Source organism: Streptomyces sp. NBC_01296, assembly GCF_035984415.1.
GTDB lineage: Bacteria > Actinomycetota > Actinomycetes > Streptomycetales > Streptomycetaceae > Streptomyces.
In genome coordinates, this window is the sequence record NZ_CP130720.1 from 4,110,199 (window position 1) to 4,128,198 (window position 18,000).

At 73.1% G+C, this 18,000-nt stretch carries 15 protein-coding genes; 1 reads left to right on the top strand and 14 read right to left on the bottom strand.

Features of this window, described 5'->3' with window-relative positions:
- Positions 1-84 precede the first annotated feature (84 nt).
- The 7 genes from topA to bldG all read right to left on the bottom strand — a co-directional run bounded on the left by topA (position 85) and on the right by bldG (position 9,753).
- Complete coding sequence (gene topA, locus OG299_RS18455; protein ID WP_327362029.1) at positions 85-2,907, bottom strand: type I DNA topoisomerase; 2,823 nt, start codon at positions 2,905-2,907, stop codon at positions 85-87.
- A gap of 324 nt (positions 2,908-3,231) precedes the next feature.
- Positions 3,232-3,429, bottom strand: a complete 198-nt coding sequence (locus OG299_RS18460) for a hypothetical protein (protein WP_266626952.1) — start codon at positions 3,427-3,429, stop codon at positions 3,232-3,234.
- Between the two features lie 225 nt (positions 3,430-3,654).
- Positions 3,655-5,160 (bottom strand): DUF7059 domain-containing protein, encoded by a 1,506-nt coding sequence (locus tag OG299_RS18465; RefSeq protein WP_327362030.1) that lies wholly within the window; start codon positions 5,158-5,160, stop codon positions 3,655-3,657.
- Positions 5,161-5,356: 196 nt separating this feature from the next.
- A complete protein-coding gene (locus OG299_RS18470) occupies positions 5,357-5,923 on the bottom strand; it encodes a small secreted protein (protein WP_266626956.1) in 567 nt (188 codons plus the stop codon).
- Positions 5,924-6,107: 184 nt separating this feature from the next.
- Positions 6,108-8,513: a sodium-translocating pyrophosphatase gene (locus OG299_RS18475; protein ID WP_266626958.1), complete on the bottom strand. Its 2,406-nt coding sequence runs from the start codon at positions 8,511-8,513 to the stop codon at positions 6,108-6,110.
- Positions 8,514-8,853: 340 nt separating this feature from the next.
- Entirely contained in the window at positions 8,854-9,294 is a 441-nt protein-coding gene (locus OG299_RS18480; RefSeq protein WP_266626960.1) for an ATP-binding protein, read from the bottom strand.
- Between the two features lie 117 nt (positions 9,295-9,411).
- Positions 9,412-9,753, bottom strand: a complete 342-nt coding sequence (gene bldG / locus OG299_RS18485; protein WP_030152678.1) for an anti-sigma factor antagonist BldG — start codon at positions 9,751-9,753, stop codon at positions 9,412-9,414.
- An 81-nt stretch (positions 9,754-9,834) separates the two neighbouring features.
- On the opposite strand from bldG, the gene OG299_RS18490 reads away from it, so the two are divergent.
- Positions 9,835-12,288: a DEAD/DEAH box helicase gene (locus OG299_RS18490; protein ID WP_327362031.1), complete on the top strand. Its 2,454-nt coding sequence runs from the start codon at positions 9,835-9,837 to the stop codon at positions 12,286-12,288.
- Positions 12,289-12,717: 429 nt separating this feature from the next.
- Here the strand turns inward: OG299_RS18490 and OG299_RS18495 are convergent, their stop codons facing one another.
- From OG299_RS18495 to ssd, 7 genes are all read right to left on the bottom strand, one after another.
- A complete protein-coding gene (locus OG299_RS18495) occupies positions 12,718-13,059 on the bottom strand; it encodes an Rv3654c family TadE-like protein (RefSeq protein WP_327362032.1) in 342 nt (113 codons plus the stop codon).
- Complete coding sequence (locus OG299_RS18500; RefSeq protein ID WP_327362033.1) at positions 13,056-13,433, bottom strand: TadE family type IV pilus minor pilin; 378 nt, start codon at positions 13,431-13,433, stop codon at positions 13,056-13,058. The genes OG299_RS18495 and OG299_RS18500 overlap by 4 nt, the downstream gene beginning before the upstream one ends.
- Positions 13,420-13,617, bottom strand: a complete 198-nt coding sequence (locus OG299_RS18505; protein ID WP_030299318.1) for a DUF4244 domain-containing protein — start codon at positions 13,615-13,617, stop codon at positions 13,420-13,422. The genes OG299_RS18500 and OG299_RS18505 overlap by 14 nt, the downstream gene beginning before the upstream one ends.
- 85 nt (positions 13,618-13,702) lie before the next feature.
- Positions 13,703-14,479 carry a type II secretion system F family protein gene (locus OG299_RS18510; protein WP_327362034.1) on the bottom strand — a complete coding sequence of 259 codons (777 nt, stop codon included), beginning with the start codon at positions 14,477-14,479 and terminating at the stop codon, positions 13,703-13,705.
- Complete coding sequence (locus OG299_RS18515) at positions 14,479-15,354, bottom strand: type II secretion system F family protein (protein WP_327364546.1); 876 nt, start codon at positions 15,352-15,354, stop codon at positions 14,479-14,481. The genes OG299_RS18510 and OG299_RS18515 overlap by 1 nt, the downstream gene beginning before the upstream one ends.
- Before the next feature lie 5 nt (positions 15,355-15,359).
- On the bottom strand, positions 15,360-16,508 hold the full coding sequence (locus tag OG299_RS18520; protein ID WP_327362035.1) for a TadA family conjugal transfer-associated ATPase: 1,149 nt from the start codon (positions 16,506-16,508) through the stop codon (positions 15,360-15,362).
- The gene (gene ssd / locus OG299_RS18525; RefSeq protein ID WP_327364547.1) at positions 16,505-17,677 is read right to left on the bottom strand and encodes a septum site-determining protein Ssd; all 1,173 of its coding nucleotides are present in this window, start codon (positions 17,675-17,677) and stop codon (positions 16,505-16,507) included. Before ssd ends, OG299_RS18520 begins: the two co-directional genes overlap by 4 nt.
- Between the last annotated feature and the right edge of the window lie 323 nt (positions 17,678-18,000).

Sequence of the window (18,000 nt, forward strand, 5' to 3'; positions counted from 1 at the left end):
GTGGACAACCATGCGGTGTGACCCCGGACCCACTGTGGCGCAAAGGCCCCGGGCCCGTGCGATCCGCACGGGCCCGGGGGTTGATCAGTCGTCCGACGAGGGGGCGGCGGCCGCCGCCTTCTTCGCGACCGTCTTCTTCGCCGTCGCCGTCTTCTTGGCGGCGGTCTTCTTCGCCGTCGTCGTCTTCTTCGCCGCGGCGGTCTTCGTCGCCGTGGCCTTCTTCGCCGGCGCCTTCTTGGCCGGGGCCTTCTTCGCCGTCTTCTTCGCCGGGCCCTTCGCCCGCTTCTCCGCGAGCAGCTCGTAGCCCCGCTCCGGCGTGATCGTCTCGACGTCGTCGTCCCGCCGCAGCGTCGCGTTCGTCTCGCCGTCCGTCACGTACGGCCCGAAGCGGCCGTCCTTGACCACGACCGGCTTCTCGCTGACCGGGTCCGTGCCCAGCTCCTTCAGCGGCGGCTTGGCCGCGGCCCGGCCCCGCTGCTTCGGCTGCGCGTAGATCGCGAGGGCCTCGTCCAGCGTGATCGAGAACAGCTGGTCCTCGGTCTCCAGCGACCGCGAGTCCGTGCCCTTCTTCAGGTACGGGCCGTAGCGGCCGTTCTGGGCCGTGATCTCCACGCCCTCCGCGTCCGCGCCGACGACCCGCGGCAGGGACATCAGCTTGAGCGCTTCGTCCAGCGTGACCGTGTCCACGGTCATCGACTTGAACAGCGAAGCCGTCCGCGGCTTCACCGCGTTCTTGCCGGTCTTCGGCGTGCCCTCGGGCAGGATCTCCGTCACGTACGGCCCGTAGCGGCCGTCCTTCGCGACGATCTCGTTCCCGCTGACCGGGTCCGTGCCCAGCTCGAACTCGCCGCTCGGCTTCGCGAACAGCTCCTCCGCGTACCCGATCGTCAGCTCGTCCGGCGCCAGGTCGTCCGGCACGTCGGCCCGCTGGTGGCCCTCCGCGTCCTTCTCGCCGCGCTCGACGTACGGCCCGTAGCGGCCGACGCGCAGCACGATGCCCTCGCCGACCGGGAAGGAGGAGATCTCCCGGGCGTCGATCGCGCCGAGGTCCGTGACCAGCTCCTTCAGGCCGCCGAGGTGGTCGCCGTCGGCCGGCACGACCTCCGACGCGTCCTCGGAGCCGAAGTAGAACCGCTTCAGCCACGGCACGGACTGGGCCTCGCCCCGCGCGATGCGGTCGAGGTCGTCCTCCATCTTGGCCGTGAAGTCGTAGTCGACGAGCCGGCCGAAGTGCGTCTCCAGCAGGTTCACCACGGCGAACGACAGGAAGGACGGCACGAGCGCCGTGCCCTTCTTGAAGACGTACCCGCGGTCCAGGATCGTGCCGATGATCGACGCGTACGTCGACGGGCGGCCGATCTCCCGCTCCTCGAGCTCCTTGACCAGCGAGGCCTCGGTGTAGCGGGCCGGCGGCTTGGTCGAGTGGCCGTCCGCCGTGATCTCCTCGGCCGACAGCGCGTCGCCCTCGGCAACCTGCGGAAGCCGCTTCTCGCGGTCGTCGAGCTCGGCGTTCGGGTCGTCCGCGCCTTCGACGTAGGCCTTCATGAACCCGTGGAAGGTGATCGTCTTGCCGGACGCGGTGAACTCGGCGTCCCGGCCGTCCGACGCGCGGCCGCCGATCTTGACGGTGACCGAGTTGCCGACCGCGTCCTTCATCTGGGAGGCGACGGTCCGCTTCCAGATCAGCTCGTACAGGCGGAACTGGTCACCGGTCAGGCCCGTCTCGGCCGGGGTGCGGAAACGATCACCCGAAGGGCGAATCGCCTCGTGCGCCTCCTGCGCGTTCTTGACCTTGCCGGCGTAGACGCGCGGCTTCTCGGGCAGGTAGTCGGCCCCGTAGAGCTGCGTGACCTGCGCCCGGGCCGCCGTCACCGCCGTCTCCGACAGCGTCGTGGAGTCGGTACGCATGTAGGTGATGAAGCCGTTCTCGTACAGCTTCTGCGCGACCTGCATCGTCGCCTTCGCACCGAAGCCGAGCTTGCGCGAGGCCTCCTGCTGGAGCGTCGTCGTACGGAACGGGGCGTACGGGGAGCGGCGGTACGGCTTGGACTCGACCGACCGGACGGCGAACGAGGTCTCCGCCAGCGCGGCGGCCAGCGCCCGCGCGTTCGCCTCGTCGAGGTGCAGCACCTCGCTCTTGAGCTGCCCGTTGGAACCGAAGTCGCGGCCCTGCGCGACGCGCTTGCCGTCCACCGTGTTCAGGCGGGCGGTCAGGGTCGACGGGTCGGAGGCGTCACCGGCGCGGCCGGTGGAGAAGGTTCCGGTCAGGTCCCAGTACTCGGCGGAGCGGAAGGCGATGCGCTCGCGCTCCCGCTCGACGACGAGGCGGGTGGCCACCGACTGGACGCGGCCCGCCGACAGCTTCGGCATGACCTTCTTCCACAGGACCGGCGAGACCTCGTAGCCGTAGAGGCGGTCGAGGATGCGGCGGGTCTCCTGGGCGTCGACCATGCGCTGGTTCAGCTCGCGCGGGTTGGCGACGGCGTCGCGGATCGCGTCCTTGGTGATCTCGTGGAAGACCATCCGGTGGACGGGGACCTTGGGCTTGAGGACTTCCTGCAGGTGCCACGCGATGGCTTCGCCCTCGCGGTCCTCATCGGTGGCGAGGAAGAGCTCGTCGGACTCGGCCAGCAGCTCCTTGAGCTTTCGGACCTGCGCCTTCTTGTCCGCATTCACGACATAGATCGGCTGGAAGTCGTGCTCGACGTCCACACCGAGGCGGCGGACCTCGCCCGTGTACTTGTCGGGGACCTCGGCCGCGCCGCTCGGGAGGTCGCGGATGTGCCCGACGCTCGCCTCGACGACGTATCCGGGGCCGAGGTAGCCCTTGATCGTCTTCGCCTTGGCAGGGGACTCGACGATGACGAGTCGGCGGCCGCCCTTTGCGGTCTCGCTAGTCGGGGACAACTTGGCTCTTCTCTCCGGTCGGCACTCGGTCGCGGTACGGCGACGCTGCGGAGTGTGACGGTACAACCCGCCCCCGTGTCAAACGGCAGAAGCCCGCAACGGCCACTCGAACGGTAACCCGACAAGTGCCATTTCTGCCGCCCGGATACCGCGCCGGACCCGTCGCGATCACCGGGCCGAGTGGCCAGGGGGCCGTCTGGCCCCGCCCTCGCACCCTGCCTGACGTCCTGTTTCCGGCGAGGATCGGGGCCGGTCGGCGGGGCGGCGATCAGCCGGTCATCAGCCGGTGATCAGCCGGTGATCAGCCGGTCACCGGGCCCGCGGTCAGAGCCGCGCGAGGCACCAGACGCCGAGCACCAGGGACGCCCCGGAGGCGAGCAGCGCCAGCGGTACGGCGACGGCGGGGCGCACACCCTCGGCCACCGGCGCGCGACGCATGGCCCGCGCCCCCGTCCAGCCCAGCAGAGCCACCCCGAACAGCAGGAACACGGTCGCCGCGAAAACCGCCGGACCACTCTCCATGCCGTTCCCCCCTTACCCTCCGAGCGTTTTCGGGGTCCCGTACGGATCCCCCCGGAACGCCCCCGCCGGCCCCTGGCCGTCCCCTGTGCGGGAGCCTGCCAGCCGACGGGGAACGGCGCGCGAACCCCGGGTTACATCATGGATCCGGCCACGGCCGGGCCGCCGCCGACGAGGCCGCTGCAGCGCCGCCGGGAGGGCTGCCGGAGGGTCGCCGGGAGGGCCCGGTCAGCCGTCCGCCGGCTCCAGGAACCCCTGCTCGACCAGCATCCGGATGGACCCCGGAGTCCGGTCCCGCAGCACGACGGGATCCTCCTGCACCAGGTGTGCGATCGCGTCCAGGATCCGGCCCGCCGTGAGTGAGCCGTCGCACACTCCGGCGAAGCCCGCCCCGACCGTGTCGACCTTGGTCGCGCGCCGCATCCCGCGGTTCTGCCGCAGCACCACGTGCTCCGGGTCCTCCGCGCCGGGCGCGCCGACCTGCTCCTGGACGATCTCCTCCGCCAGTACGAAGCGGGCCTCCAGCAGGGCCGCGTCGTCGTGGTCCCGCAGGTAGTCCTGCCGGGCGAAGTGGGCCACCACGGCGTCGCCGAGCGGCTGCTCCACCGAGTGCGGCCACTCCTCGACCACGATCGACGGCTCCGCCGCGTCGCTGCGGCGCAACGTGATCCAGCCGAAGCCGACGGCCTTGGTCTTGCGGGCCTCGAACTCGTCCAGCCAGTCCTCGTACCGGCGCGCGTACTCGGCGGGGTCGGTGCGGTGGTCGCCCGCGTCGCGCAGCCACAGCTCCGCGTACTGCGTGACGTCCTGCACGTCACGCTGCACGATCCACGCGTCGCAGCCGCGCGGCACCCAGGCGCGGACCCGGTCGTGCCAGTCCTCGCCGTCCACGTGCTGCCAGTTGCCGAGGAACTGCGCGTACCCGCCCGGGTTGAGGTGCGCCCCGGCCTCCTGGACGAGGGTCCGGCACAGGTCGTCGCCGCCCATCCCGCCGTCGCGGTACGTCAGCCGGGCGCCGGGGGAGATCACGAACGGCGGGTTCGACACGATCAGGTCGTACGTGGCCTCGCCGACCGGCTCGAACAGCGACCCCTCGAGCAGCTCGGCCTCCTGGGCGCCGGACAGCGCCAGGGTCAGCCGGGTGAACTCCAGGGCCCGGGGGTTGACGTCGGTGGCGGTGACCCGGGTGGCGTGCTGGGCGGCGTGCAGGGCCTGGATGCCCGATCCGGTGCCGAGGTCGAGGGCGGTGGCGACCGGGGTGCGGACGGTGATCCCGGCCAGGGTGGTGGAGGCACCGCCGACGCCGAGGACCACGCCCTCCTCGCGGCTGCCGATCCCGCCGGCCCCGCCGACGGCGCAGCCGAGGTCGGAGACGATGAACCAGTCCTCCCCGTCGGGGCCGCCGTACGGGCGCACGTCCACGGTGGCGTGCAGCTCGTCGCCCTCGCGGCGCAGCCAGCCGTCCGCCAGCGCGGCTTCGACGGGCAGCGCCTCGGCGGCGTTCACGTACGGCTCCGGCTGCTGGAGCAGGAACAGCCGGACCAGGCTCGCGAGCGGGCCGTCGCCGCGGCCGCGGGTGGCGCGCAGGGCAGGGACCGTCTCGCTGCGGGCCAGTGCGGCGTAGGCGGGGGCACCGAGCAGGTCGAGCAGGCCGTCGGCGGTGAAACCGGCGGCGAGCAGGGCCGTGCGGAGCTCGGCGGCGCGGTCGGGCGAGGGAAGGCTGGTGGTACTCACCGGTCCATTGTGTCGGCTGGCGCCGCAGATGCGTGCCCCGCGCGGCCGGTTGCCCGGCCACTGCCTGCCCGCGCGCCCGGTTGCCCGGTACGGAGCAGGGCGGCCCGGTTCCCGGAACCCGGCCGCCCTGGCCTGCGTACTGCCGCCCTGGCCTGCGTACCGCTGCGTCCGTCGGCAACGGCGGCCGCCGGCTACCTCACTTCGCCGACGGCGACGGCGCCGCGACCTGGCAGCCCTTCTGGGTGTTCATCGCCTTGTCCAGGCCGCCGGACTTGAGCGTGTTGAGCGCGTCCTTGCCGCCCTTGGTGGCCGCCTCGAGTCCGCCCGCCACCTCCTTGAGGCCCGCGGCGAACTTGGTCTGGTCCTGCGGGTCCAGGCTGTCCATCTTCGTCTTCAGGTCGGCGTAGCCCTTGGACGTGTCCTCGAAGCCCTTGACGGCCGCTGTCTGGGTCGTCTGGCCGTCCTTGACCGGCGGAACTCCCGCCCCCTGCAGGGCGGTCCCCATCGCCTTGTACGACTCGGACATCGTCCCGAACGCCGCCGAGTCGGTCGTCTTCACCTCGTCGGGCTTGCTGCTCTCGGTCGCCACGCGCTTGATGTCGGTGTTGGCGGTCTCGATCTTCTTCAGCTCGGGCTGCCACTTGTCGCAAACCTTCTTGGCCCAGGCGTTGGCCTTGTTGTCCGTCTCATCGCCGCCGCATCCGGACAGCACGAGCATCAGTACCGCACTGCCGGACACCGCGGCCGCAAACTTCTTGTTCACCGGATTGGTCCCTTCGAAGGCTCTCGGCCCGGAAGATACACGCCCGTCATCCGGGCACGCAGAAAGGCGGACAGACGGCGCGTCAGTCCGCGCCGCCTGTCCGCCGTTCGGGCGTATCTTCGAGTCCTCGGGCCGTTCGGCCCTCCGGTTGCTCCGAGGGTCGCCCCCCGAATCACCCGTCGGGTCAGGAAACCACCGCGGGATCGGCCTGCTGGGCCACCCGCTCGGCGGGCGCCGAGCCGTCGCCCTCGTCGCCGACGGCGATGCCGCGGCGCTTGGAGATGTACACCGCGCCGATGATGACGGCGATGGCGATGACGGCGACGATCGCGCGCACGGTCGCGCTCGTGTCGGCGCCGTAGCTGAACTGCACGACCGCCGGGGCGATCAGCAGCGCCACCAGGTTCATGACCTTGAGCAGTGGGTTGATCGCGGGCCCGGCGGTGTCCTTGAACGGGTCGCCGACGGTGTCGCCGATGACGGTCGCGGCGTGGGCCTCGCTGCCCTTGCCGCCGTGGTGGCCGTCCTCGACGAGCTTCTTGGCGTTGTCCCACGCGCCACCGGAGTTGGCGAGGAAGACGGCCATCAGGGTGCCGGTGCCGATGGCGCCCGCGAGGAACGAGCCGAGCGCGCCGACGCCGAGCGAGAACCCGACGGCGATCGGGGTGAGGACGGCGAGCAGGCCGGGCGTGGCGAGCTCGCGCAGCGCGTCCTTGGTGCAGATGTCCACGACGCGCCCGTACTCGGGAGTCTCGGTGTAGTCCATGATCCCGGGGTGCTCGCGGAACTGGCGGCGCACCTCGTAGACGACGGCGCCCGCGGAGCGGGAGACGGCGTTGATGGCGAGGCCGGAGAACAGGAACACGACCGCCGCGCCCAGGATCAGGCCGACCAGGTTGTTGGGCTGGGCGATGTCCAGGCTGAGGTTCATCTCCCCGGCCTTGGCGCCGACCTGCTGGACCGCATTGGCGATGGCGTCGTTGTACGAGCCGAACAGCGCAGCCGCGGCGAGCACGGCGGTGGCGATCGCGATGCCCTTGGTGATGGCCTTGGTGGTGTTGCCGACGGCGTCCAGGTCGGTCAGGACCTGTGCACCGGCGCCCTCGACGTCGCCGGACATCTCGGCGATGCCCTGGGCGTTGTCGGAGACGGGCCCGAAGGTGTCCATGGCGACGATGACGCCGACGGTGGTGAGCAGGCCGGTGCCGGCCAGGGCCACCGCGAAGAGCGCCAGCATGATCGAAGTACCGCCGAGCAGGAACGCCCCGTACACGCCGAGGCCGATGAGCAGCGCCGTGTAGACGGCGGACTCGAGGCCCACGGAGATGCCAGCGAGGATGACGGTGGCCGCGCCGGTCAGGGAGGACTTGCCGATGTCCCGGACGGGACGGCGGGTGGTCTCGGTGAAGTAGCCGGTCAGCTGCTGGATCAGGGCCGCGAGCACGATGCCGATGGCGACGGCGACGAGGGCCAGGATGCGCGGGTCGCCGGAGTGGTTGGTGATCGAGGCGTTCTCGACGCCGACCAGGTCCTTGTAGCTCGCCGGCAGGTACACGAAGACGGCGATGGCGACCAGCACCAGCGAGATCACCGCGGAGATGAAGAAGCCGCGGTTGATCGCGGTCATTCCGCTGCGGTCGGCGCGGCGCGGGGAGACCGCGAAGATGCCGATCATGGCGGTGATGACGCCGATGGCGGGGACGATCAGCGGGAAGGCCAGGCCCAGGTCGCCGAAGGCGGCCTTGCCCAGGATGAGCGCCGCCACGAGCGTGACGGCGTACGACTCGAAGAGGTCGGCCGCCATACCGGCGCAGTCGCCGACGTTGTCGCCCACGTTGTCGGCGATGGTCGCGGCATTGCGCGGGTCGTCCTCCGGAATGCCCTGCTCGACCTTGCCGACCAGGTCGGCGCCGACGTCGGCGGCCTTGGTGAAGATGCCGCCGCCCACGCGCATGAACATCGCGATCAGGGCGGCGCCGAGGCCGAAGCCCTCCAGGACCTTGGGGGCGTCGGCGGCGTAGACCAGAACGACGCAGGAGGCGCCGAAGAGGCCGAGGCCGACGGTGAACATGCCGACGACGCCGCCGGTGCGGAAGGCGATCCGCATGGCCTTGTGGGCGACGTCGGTGAGGTCCTTGGCGGGCTCGCCCTCGGCGGGGGTGGCCTCGCGTGCGGCCGCGGCGACGCGGACGTTGGCGCGGACCGCGAGCCGCATGCCGATGTAGCCGGTGGCCGCCGAGAAGATGGCGCCCACGAGGAAGAAGGCGGAACGTCCCGCCCTCTGCGTCCAGTCGTCGGCGGGCAGCAGGAAGAGCAGGAAGAACACGACGACCGCGAAGATCCCGAGGGTGCGCAGCTGCCGGCCGAGGTAGGCGTTGGCGCCTTCCTGGACGGCTGCGGCGATTTTCTTCATGCTGTCGGTGCCCTCGTCCGCGGCGAGGACCTGGCGGACCAGGATCTGCGCGACGACGAGTGCGGCAAGTGCCACGGCCGCGATCACCATCACGATGAGCCGATTGTCATCGGTGAGTACTGCGGCTGCCAGATCAGAGTTTCCGACCGGCGCGTTGGGGGTGAAGAGCCCCGTCATTCGTCCTCCTTGACGTGATGAGCTCAAGATGTGGACGGATTGTAGGGAGCTCTCCCCGATCAAAACAGTGCGCGGGAAACGGAATTGGCCTGCTCTTGCTCCTCAGCAATAGATCGCGTCACTCCATTACCCCCCGAAAGAAGTAATGGGACAAAGGCATTGACGCCTCGTCATTGATCTAGGAAATGCCGTGGGGGTATGAAAAAAGGCCCTGCTCAGCAGGGCCTTGATTAAGATCGGAAGAATCTCCGAACCGACTGCGACACCATCTGCGGCACCGCCTGCGGGCGAGCCGCAGGGCGGCGGGACGGCAGCGCGAAGGGACTGTCCTGGGACCGGGCTACGGAAGATCGGACGCGGCGGCCACCGGCCAGCGCATCCGGATGGTTCCGCCCGATTCACCGCTCGTCACCTCGACGTCGTCGACGAGCCCGCTGATGACCGCGAGACCCATCTCGTCCTCGGTGTCGGTGTCCGGGTCCAGGGCGGCGTCGAGGCCGGGCACGGCGCCCGTGGGGCCGCCGGGCGGTCCGGGCACCTCGTCGCCGACCTCGATGGAGAACAGCTTCTCCTCCTCGGTCAGGACCACCCGGACGGGCGCGGTCAGCCCATTGCTGAGATGCAGTCCGACGGCGCGCGAGCAGGCCTCGCCCACGGCGAGGCGGACCTCGTCGAGCACGGCTTCGTCCACGCCGGCCCGCCGTGCCACGGCGGCCGCGACCAGGCGGGCCGTCCGGACGTGTTCGGGCTGGGCGCTGAAGCGCAGTTCAACGATGGCCATGCGCGTCCCCCTCGGACTACGGGCGTGCCTTACAGGGGCCCGGACCGCTTCGGCCCGCGCCCCCGCTCCTCTTCGGCTCCCTCCGCGGCGCCCTGCGGCGCCGCGGACGGTGAGCCGTCAGTCGGTGGCTGCGACGGCGTCTTCCACCGTCGTGTGGATCGGGAACACCTTGGTCAGACCGGTGATGCGGAAGATCTTCAGGATGCGCTCCTGGTTGCACACCAGTCGCAGCGAGCCCTCGTGCGCACGAACGCGCTTGAGACCTCCCACGAGCACACCAAGCCCGGTGGAGTCGAGGAAGTCCACTCGCTCCATGTCGACAACCAAGTGGTAGCTGCCGTCGTTCACCAACTCGACCAACTGCTCGCGCAGCTTGGGCGCGGTATACACATCAATCTCGCCACCGACCTCCACGACCGTGCGGTCGCCGACAGTGCGAGTCGACAGGGACAGGTCCACGGATCCTCCAGCACCTTGCTATCGAGCGGCGCCCCCCAGGGGCCTCCCCACCCGTAGGCAGGGGAGGGATTGGCTGCCGCGATGGCATTCAATCACTTACCGGCAGGCGCGCACGACGCCTTCGGACCATTGTCCCGCACGCCGGTGACACACTCGCTTCCAATGGCCAATACTCACCGTCCCGGTCGGCCCACGGCACCCGAGGACCCGCGACCCACCCCAGGCACGGTTCTGGACCGCCTCTCACGGGGGCCTTCTCGAGCTGCGCGCATCACCCATACGGAGCACTTGCCCCCTCGGGCGGGTCGTCATGCAGTCTGGCCCGACCGCATCCGAACGGATGTCGTAGCCGCAATTCAGGCCGCCGGGATCGACCATCCGTGGGAGCACCAGGCCGCGGCGGCCGAGCACGCCCTGGACGGCGAGTCGGTGGTCGTCGCCACCGGGACCGCCTCGGGCAAGTCGCTGGCCTACCTCGCACCGGTGCTCTCCGCCCTCGCGGACGGCGCGGAAGCACCGAACGGGCGGGGCGCGACCGCCCTCTACCTGGCCCCGACCAAGGCTCTGGCAGCCGACCAGCGGCGCGCCGTACGAGCGCTGGCCGCGCCCCTGGGCAACGCCGTGCGGCCCGCGGTCTACGACGGCGACACGCCGGTCGAGGAACGCGAATGGGTGCGCCAGTACGCGAACTACGTCCTCACCAACCCCGACATGCTCCACCGGGGGATCCTGCCCGCCCATCCCCGCTGGTCCTCCTTCCTGCGCTCCCTGCGCTACGTGGTCATCGACGAGTGCCACACCTACCGGGGCGTATTCGGCTCCCACGTCGCCCAGGTGCTGCGCCGGCTGCGGCGGGTGTGCGCCCGCTACGGCGCCGATCCGGTCTTCCTGCTGGCCTCCGCCACCGCGAGCGACCCGGCGGCCGCGGCGTCCCGGCTGACCGGCGTCCCGGTCACCGAGGTCGCCGACGACGCCTCCCCGCGCGGCGAGGTGGTCTTCGCCCTGTGGGAGCCGCCGCTGACCGATCTGCGGGGCGAGAAGGGCGCCCCGGTACGCCGCACCGCCACGGCCGAGACCGCCGACCTGCTGACCGACCTGGTCGTCCAGGGGGTCCGTACGGTCGCCTTCGTCCGCTCCCGGCGCGGCGCGGAGCTGATCTCGGTGATCGCCCAGGAGCGACTCGCCGAGGTGGACCGGTCCCTGCCCGGGCGTGTCGCGGCCTACCGGGGCGGCTACCTGCCCGAGGAGCGCCGGGCCCTGGAGCGGGCCCTGCACTCCGGCGAGCTGCTCGGCCTGGCCGCCACCACGGCCCTGGAGCTGGGCGTGGACGTCTCGGGCCTGGACGCCGTCCTGATCACCGGGTACCCGGGCACCCGGGCCTCCCTGTGGCAGCAGGCGGGCCGCGCCGGGCGCTCGGGCCAGGGCGCCCTGGCCGTGCTGATCGCCCGGGACGACCCGCTCGACACGTACTTGGTCCACCATCCGGAGGCCCTGTTCCGCCAACCGGTGGAGGCCACGGTCCTCGACCCGGACAACCCGTACGTCCTGGCCCCGCACCTGTGCGCGGCCGCCGCCGAGCTCCCGCTGACGGAGGCGGACCTCGCCCTGTTCGGCCCGGCGGCCCGGGAGCTGATCCCGCAGCTGGAGGCGGCGAAGCTGCTGCGCCGGCGGGCCACGGCCTGGCACTGGACCCGCCGGGAGCGGGCCTCGGACCTGACCGACATCCGGGGCGAGGGCGGCCGCCCGGTGCAGATCGTCGAGGCGGCCACCGGGCGCCTGCTGGGCACGGTCGACGAGTCGGCGGCCCACACCGCCGTCCACGACGGGGCCGTCCACCTCCACCAGGGCCGCACCTACCTGGTGAAGCACCTGGACCTGGAGGATTCGGTCGCGCTGGTCGAGGAGGCCAGCCCGCCCTTCTCGACCACCGCCCGCGACACCACCTCCATCTCCGTCCTGGAGACCGAGACCGAGATCCCCTGGGGACCGGCCCGGCTCTGCTTCGGCTCGGTCGAGGTGACCAACCAGGTCGTCTCGTACCTGCGCCGCAAACTGATCACCGGCGAGGTGCTCGGCGAGGCCAAGCTGGACCTGCCGCCCCGCACCCTGCGCACCCGGGCCGTGTGGTGGACCGTGACCGAGGACCAGCTCGACGAGGCCCGGATCAACCCGGAGATCCTCGGCGGCGCCCTGCACGCCGCCGAGCACGCCTCCATCGGTCTGCTGCCGCTGTTCGCCACCTGCGACCGCTGGGACATCGGCGGGGTCTCCGTCCCGCTGCATCCCGACACCCTCCTCCCGACCGTGTTCGTCTACGACGGCCACCCCGGCGGCGCCGGCTTCGCGGAGCGCGCCTTCCACACGGCCCGCGCCTGGCTGACGGCGACCCGCGATGCGATCGCGGCCTGCGAATGCGAGGCCGGCTGCCCCTCCTGCATCCAGTCCCCCAAGTGCGGCAACGGCAACGACCCCCTCCACAAACGCGGCGCGATCCGCCTGCTCACCCGCCTCCTGGCGCAAGCCCCACCCCCCTGAGCCCCCGGCGGATGCAGGCCCGGCAACACCCGCCGGGGCTCGCACGCCGCCCCGCCCCCGGCGGCACAGCCCCGGGAAGGCCCGCCCGGACGCGTACGGGGGCCGCTCCTCGGCCTCCGGAGCGCCGATCGGCGTACGGCCGGGAAGGCCCGCCCGGACGCGTACGGGGGCCGTCCCGCGTACCCCGGAGCCGCCCGGCCACGTAGGCCCGGAAAGCCCGCCTGGTCCCGCACGGGGCCCCTCCTCGGGCCTCCTGAGCACCCAGCGACGCAGATCCGGGAAGGCCGCCCGGACGCGTACGGGGGCCGTCCCGCGGCCTCCTGAGCCGCCCAGCGACGCAAACCCGGGGAGGCCGCCTGGTCCCGTAGGGGGTCGGCTCTCGGCCTCCGGAGCGTCCACCGGCGTTGGTCCGGGAACGGGGGCCGGGCCTCAGTCGGCGGCGGGTAGGGGCGGTCCCGCTCGGGCGCTGATCGTCGGGGCGAACGGGCCCGTTGCGGGGTGGGCCGCCACCTCGGCCACCTCGCCCTGGACGGTGCAGTTGGTCACGGCCGCGCTCTGGGCCCCTGCGACCCTGCGTGCCGCGGCGCAGGCCGCTTCCGGGCCGTGGGTCCAGGTCGCCGCCGCCGCGAGGGCCGCCAGATCGGCGGCCGCCGCCGCGCGGTGCCGGGCGACGACGGCCTGGCCGAGCAGCAGCACCCCGCCGAACACCGCCCCCAGCACCGTGGCCACCAGCGCCGCCCACACCGTCGCCGAACCCCTGTCCCGGCTCATGGCGGCGGCCCCACGCTGTCCTCGGCCAGAGCCACCGCCTGCGCCCCGAGCCGTACCGGCAGCCCGCCCGGGCCCGGCGCCGGCGCCGCCACCCGGACCCGCCACAGGTCCCCCTCGCGCTCCACCCCGACCTCCGCTCCAGGCGGGGCGGCCGCCCGGGCCGCGGCCACCGCCACGCCCCGCGGCTCCGACCGGGCCGCCGCCCGGGCTCCGGCCCGGGCCGCGTCCACACACCGGATCTGCGCGGCGGCCGCCATCAGCGCCCACACCAGCAGCGCCGCGAACAGCACCAGCGCGGGGATCACCAGGGCGGCCTCCGCCGTCACATATCCCCGGTCGCCGAGCCCCCGGCGTTTTTCCTCAGAACGGCACATCGAGTGCCTTTCCGATGGTCGACTGAAGTGCCGTGGAGACCACCTCGCTCGTCACCACCTTGTACAGAACGGCCGCGAATGCACACGCCGCGATCGTGCCCATGGCGTATTCGGAAGTGGACATCCCCGCGTCGTTCGCCCGACCGCTCAGCGCGGACCGCAGGCGCAACCAGATGATCCTCATGACGACCTCCCGTTGATTTCGTTCTCGACGTGATCTCAGTTGTGATTTCAGGCCTGGAGTTGAGGTCCGAGTTCATGCAGTGGCTTCAGGTACCGGAGAGGAGACCGGAAGCCATTCCGGTCACCACCGGGGCCACTCCGACCGCGAGAAACGCGGGGAGGAAACACAGCCCCACCGGAGCGGTGACGAGCACCGCCGCCCGCTGGGCGCGGGCTCCGGCCTGCCGGGCCCGGTCCTCCCGGAGGGCCGTCGCCAGGCGGGAGACCGGCTCCGCCGCCGGAGCCCCCGTCCGGGCCGCCCGCTCCAGGCATTCCGCGAGCGCCCGGGCGCCGGGTATCTCCGCCAACCTCCCCCACGCATCCCCCGGTTCGCCGCCGAGCCGGAGCTCCGCCCCGGCCAGCGCCAGCCGCTCGCCCACCGGGCCGCCCAGCGACTCGCCCACCACCTCCGCGGCCTCCACCGGCGCCGCACCGGCCGCCAGGCAGGCAGCCAACAGATCGGCTGCGAACGGCAGCTGACGCTCCACCGCCTGCAGATCCACCCCGGCCGGCGGTCGTGTCCGCCGCAGCCAGCGCCACACCCCGATCGCCGCACCGCAGCCGGCCAGCACCCCCGGCAGCCCGCCGACCAGCACCCAGGCCGCCAGCAGCGCCCCGGCCGGGCCGGCCCATGCGGCCACCGCCACCCGTATCGCCGACCCGAACACCGGCGCCCGCCGCTCCGGTTCCACCGACAGCACGGCGGCGACCCTGCGCCGCGCCGCCCGCGCCCGGACCTGCGCCGCCACCGCCGAGGCCGTGCATAGCACCGCCGCCGCGACGCACAACGCCATCCCCAGCCTGTGGATCGCGAAGCCCCCCATCACCGCTCCCCCGCCCGTACGATCCGCCGGCACCACAGCAGCCCCAGCGCCTCCAGCACCCCGCCCGCCAGCAGGCAGCCCCACCCGACCGGGCTGTGCAGCAGCACGTGGAGCGGGTCCGCCCCGAGCCCGGTGCCGATCAGCAGGCCGACCAGCGGCAGCAGGGCGAGCACCGCCGTCGTCGATCTGGCCCCCGCCAGCTGGGCCCGCAGCGACTCCTGCCGGTCGCGCTCGGCCCGTAACGCCCCCTCCAGCCGGTCCAGTCCGGCGGCGAGCCCCGCGCCTCCGTCCACCGAGATCCGCCAGCAGGCGGCCATTCCGGCCAGCCCTTCCGCGCCGGGCTCCCGTGACGCCTGGCGCAACGCCGTCGGCACGTCCCCGCCGAACGCCGCGGCGGCCAGCACCCCCGCCTCGGCTGCGCCGGGCCCGCCGGGGCCCGCGGCCGTCCGCCGCATCGCCGCCGTCAGCGCCTGCCCGGGCTGGGCGCCCGACCGGAGCTCGCCCACGGCGGCCCCGCACAGCGCGATCACCTCGGCGGCCCGTGCGCTGCGCGCCCGCTCCCGCTGCCGGACCCGCAGCCACCGGCGCACCAGCGGCACCGCGGCCGCACCCACCGCCAGCGGGATCACCGACCCGCCCAGCAGCGCGACCACGAGCCCCGCCCCGAGGCAGGACCACTCCCGCCACCGCGCGGCCCGCACCCGTACGGCAACCACCAGCCGCTCCCGGCGCAGCGGACCGCGGGGCACCACGGGCCCGCCCCCGGCCAGCACCACCCGGGCCCGCCGGGACACCCGGTCTCCCCCGGCCAGGGCCCAGGCGGCCGTCCCGGCGCAGAGCACCCCGGCGAACAGCGGCACCGGCACCGCGGCCACGCCGTTCACCGCGCACCCCGCAGCAGCGGACGCAGCCGCTCCCAGCCCCGCTCCCGCGCGAACCCCCGGGCGGACCAGCGCAGCGCCGGTACGGTGACCACCAGCCCGGCGGCATCCCGCTCCAGCACATGCACCTCGGCCACCCGCCGCCGCCCGGCCTGGTCCCGGACCAGATGGACCACCAGGGTCAGCGCGGCCGCCAACTGGCTGTGCAGGGCGGCCCGGTCGAGCCCGGCGCTCGTCCCGAGCGCCTCCAGCCGGGCCGGCACGTGCGCGGCTGCATTCGCATGGACCGTGCCGCAGCCTCCTTCGTGCCCCGTGTTCAAAGCCGCCAGGAGATCGGCCACTTCGGGGCCCCGGACCTCGCCCACGACGAGCCGGTCCGGCCTCATCCGCAGCGCCTGCCGGACCAGATCCGCCAGGGTGACCAGGCCCGCCCCCTCCTGGTTGGCCGGTCGGCTCTCCAGCCGCACCACGTGCGGATGGTCGGGCCGCAGCTCGGCCGAATCCTCCGCGAGGACGATCCGCTCGCCGGGGCCGACCAGCCCCAACAGGGCACTGAGCAGGGTGGTCTTGCCGGTGCCGGTCCCACCGGAGACGAGGAACGACAGCCGGGCCTCGACCATGTCCCGGAGCAGCGACTGACCACCCGGCGGCAGCGTGCCCGCCTCGACCAGCTCCTCCAGCGTGAAGGCCCGCGGCCGCACCACCCGCAGCGACAGGCAGGCCGAACCGACGGCCACCGGCGGCAGCACGGCATGCAGCCGGGTGCCGTCCGGCATCCGGGCGTCCACCCAGGGCCGGGCGTCGTCCAGGCGCCGGCCCGCGACGGCAGCCAGCCGCTGGGCGAGCCTGCGCACGGCATCGGCGTCGGCGAACGTCACCCCGGTCAGCTCCAGCCCGCCGCCGCGGTCCACCCACACCCGGTCCGGGGCGGCCACCAGGACATCGGTGACCTCCGCGTCGGAGAGCAGCGCCTCCAGCGGGCCGGCCCCGACCAGTTCGGACCGTAACTCGGCCGCCACACCCAGCACTTCCGCATCACCGAGCAGCCGGCCTTGCGCCCGCAGGGCCGCCGCCACCCGGGCCGGGGTCGGCTCCGCCCCGCTCTCGGCGAGCCGCTGCCGCACCGCGTCCAGGAGCACGGCGCTCATGCCGCCACCCCCTGGGCGGGGCCGAGCGCCCGCCGCCAGAAACCGTCGCAGAACCGGGCCAGCGCGCCCCGCCCCTGCCCGCCCGGCGGTTCCCCCTCGGCGACCCGCCCCGGCAGCCCCACCTCGACCGGCACTTCGCCCGCCAGCGGCACCCCCAGCAGCCCGGCCACCGACTCGGCATCGAGCCCGCCCGGACAGCGGCCCCGTACGACCACGCGGACATCCCGGGCCACCATCCGCACCCCGGCCGCGACCCGCCCCGCGGCGGCCACGGCCCGCAACTCGCCCGGCACCACCATCAGCACGAGGTCCAACTGCGCCAGCGCCTCGGCCACGGCCTCGTCCACCCGCCGGGGCAGGTCGACCACCACGACCCCGCCCCGGCGGCGCGCGGCGGCCAGCACGGAGCGCATCGCCGCGGGCGGCACCACCACCCGGTCCCCCCGGTCCCAGCTGAGCACCCGGAGCGCATGCAGTTCCGGCAGGGACTCCTCCAGCGCGCCGGCGCCCACCCGGCCCCGCGAGCCCGCGAAGTCCGGCCAGCGCAGCCCTTCGGCGCTCTCGCCGCCGAGCAGCACATCCATGCCGCCGCCGAGGGGGTCCCCGTCGATGAGGATGGTCCGCTCCCCGGCGCGGGCGGCCCGCAGGGCGAGTGCGCACGCGAGGGTGGAGGCCCCGGCCCCGCCGCTGCCGCCGATCACCCCGACGGCGAGGGCGGGTTTCCCGGCTCCCTCCACCACATCGGCGATGCGGTCGACGAGCCGGCTCTCCGCGTCGGGCAGCCGGAGGACTTCCTCTGCGCCGATCTCCACCGCCCGCTGCCACACGAGGGGGTCGTCCAGATCCCTGCCGACGAGCAGCACCCCGCCACGGCGCGGAGCACCGCGCACCCGGCGGGCGGCATCGTCCCCGACGAGCACGAGCGGCGCGGACTCCCATCCGACGCTTCCGCGCGCTTCCACGGCGTCCCCGGAACCGCTTTCACCCCTCCCGCCGCTTCCGCCACCGCCCCCTCCGCTTTGCTCCGGCACCGCATGGTGCACATGCGGCTCAGCGCCCGCAGCCGCGCACAGCCTCAGCAGATCGTCGAGCAGCAGCGGGTCCTCGGTGATGATCAGCGGCCGCCCGCCGGCGGGCACCGGCCCTCCCGGAGTGCCCAATGGCCTGATTCCGCCTGCTTCCGCGCGCTCCGGCAGTTCACACGACTTCGATCCAGCCACGATCTCCGCCCCCTTCTCACTGCAAATCCCAGCACCGCGGACTTCGCGGCTGGAATCACCGTGCAGCGATCCGGAAAAGGAAGTGGATCTTGCCTCAAAACTGTGGACAACAGGAGCCCTGTGAATAACTCCATCACCCCAACAGGTGAGTTCCAGAGCGCGGCGGAACGACTACGCAGCGTCACACGTCTGAGGAGGTGAGGGCCTTCGCCACGCAGGGTCCGCCGAGGAAGGAGGGCTGCAGGAATGGTCACTTGGGGCCGAAGGCAGGG

What these genes read in the sequence shown, in the direction of transcription:
- OG299_RS18460 (WP_266626952.1), bottom strand. Translation starts at nt 3,429, where the DNA reads ATGGAGAGTGGTCCGGCGGTTTTCGCGGCGACCGTGTTCCTGCTGTTC.
- OG299_RS18475 (WP_266626958.1), bottom strand. Translation starts at nt 8,513, where the DNA reads ATGACGGGGCTCTTCACCCCCAACGCGCCGGTCGGAAACTCTGATCTG.
- OG299_RS18480 (WP_266626960.1), bottom strand. Translation starts at nt 9,294, where the DNA reads ATGGCCATCGTTGAACTGCGCTTCAGCGCCCAGCCCGAACACGTCCGG.
- OG299_RS18490 (WP_327362031.1), top strand. Translation starts at nt 9,835, where the DNA reads ATGGCATTCAATCACTTACCGGCAGGCGCGCACGACGCCTTCGGACCA.
- OG299_RS18495 (WP_327362032.1), bottom strand. Translation starts at nt 13,059, where the DNA reads ATGAGCCGGGACAGGGGTTCGGCGACGGTGTGGGCGGCGCTGGTGGCC.
- OG299_RS18500 (WP_327362033.1), bottom strand. Translation starts at nt 13,433, where the DNA reads ATGTGCCGTTCTGAGGAAAAACGCCGGGGGCTCGGCGACCGGGGATAT.
- OG299_RS18505 (WP_030299318.1), bottom strand. Translation starts at nt 13,617, where the DNA reads ATGAGGATCATCTGGTTGCGCCTGCGGTCCGCGCTGAGCGGTCGGGCG.
- OG299_RS18510 (WP_327362034.1), bottom strand. Translation starts at nt 14,479, where the DNA reads ATGGGGGGCTTCGCGATCCACAGGCTGGGGATGGCGTTGTGCGTCGCG.
- OG299_RS18520 (WP_327362035.1), bottom strand. Translation starts at nt 16,508, where the DNA reads ATGAGCGCCGTGCTCCTGGACGCGGTGCGGCAGCGGCTCGCCGAGAGC.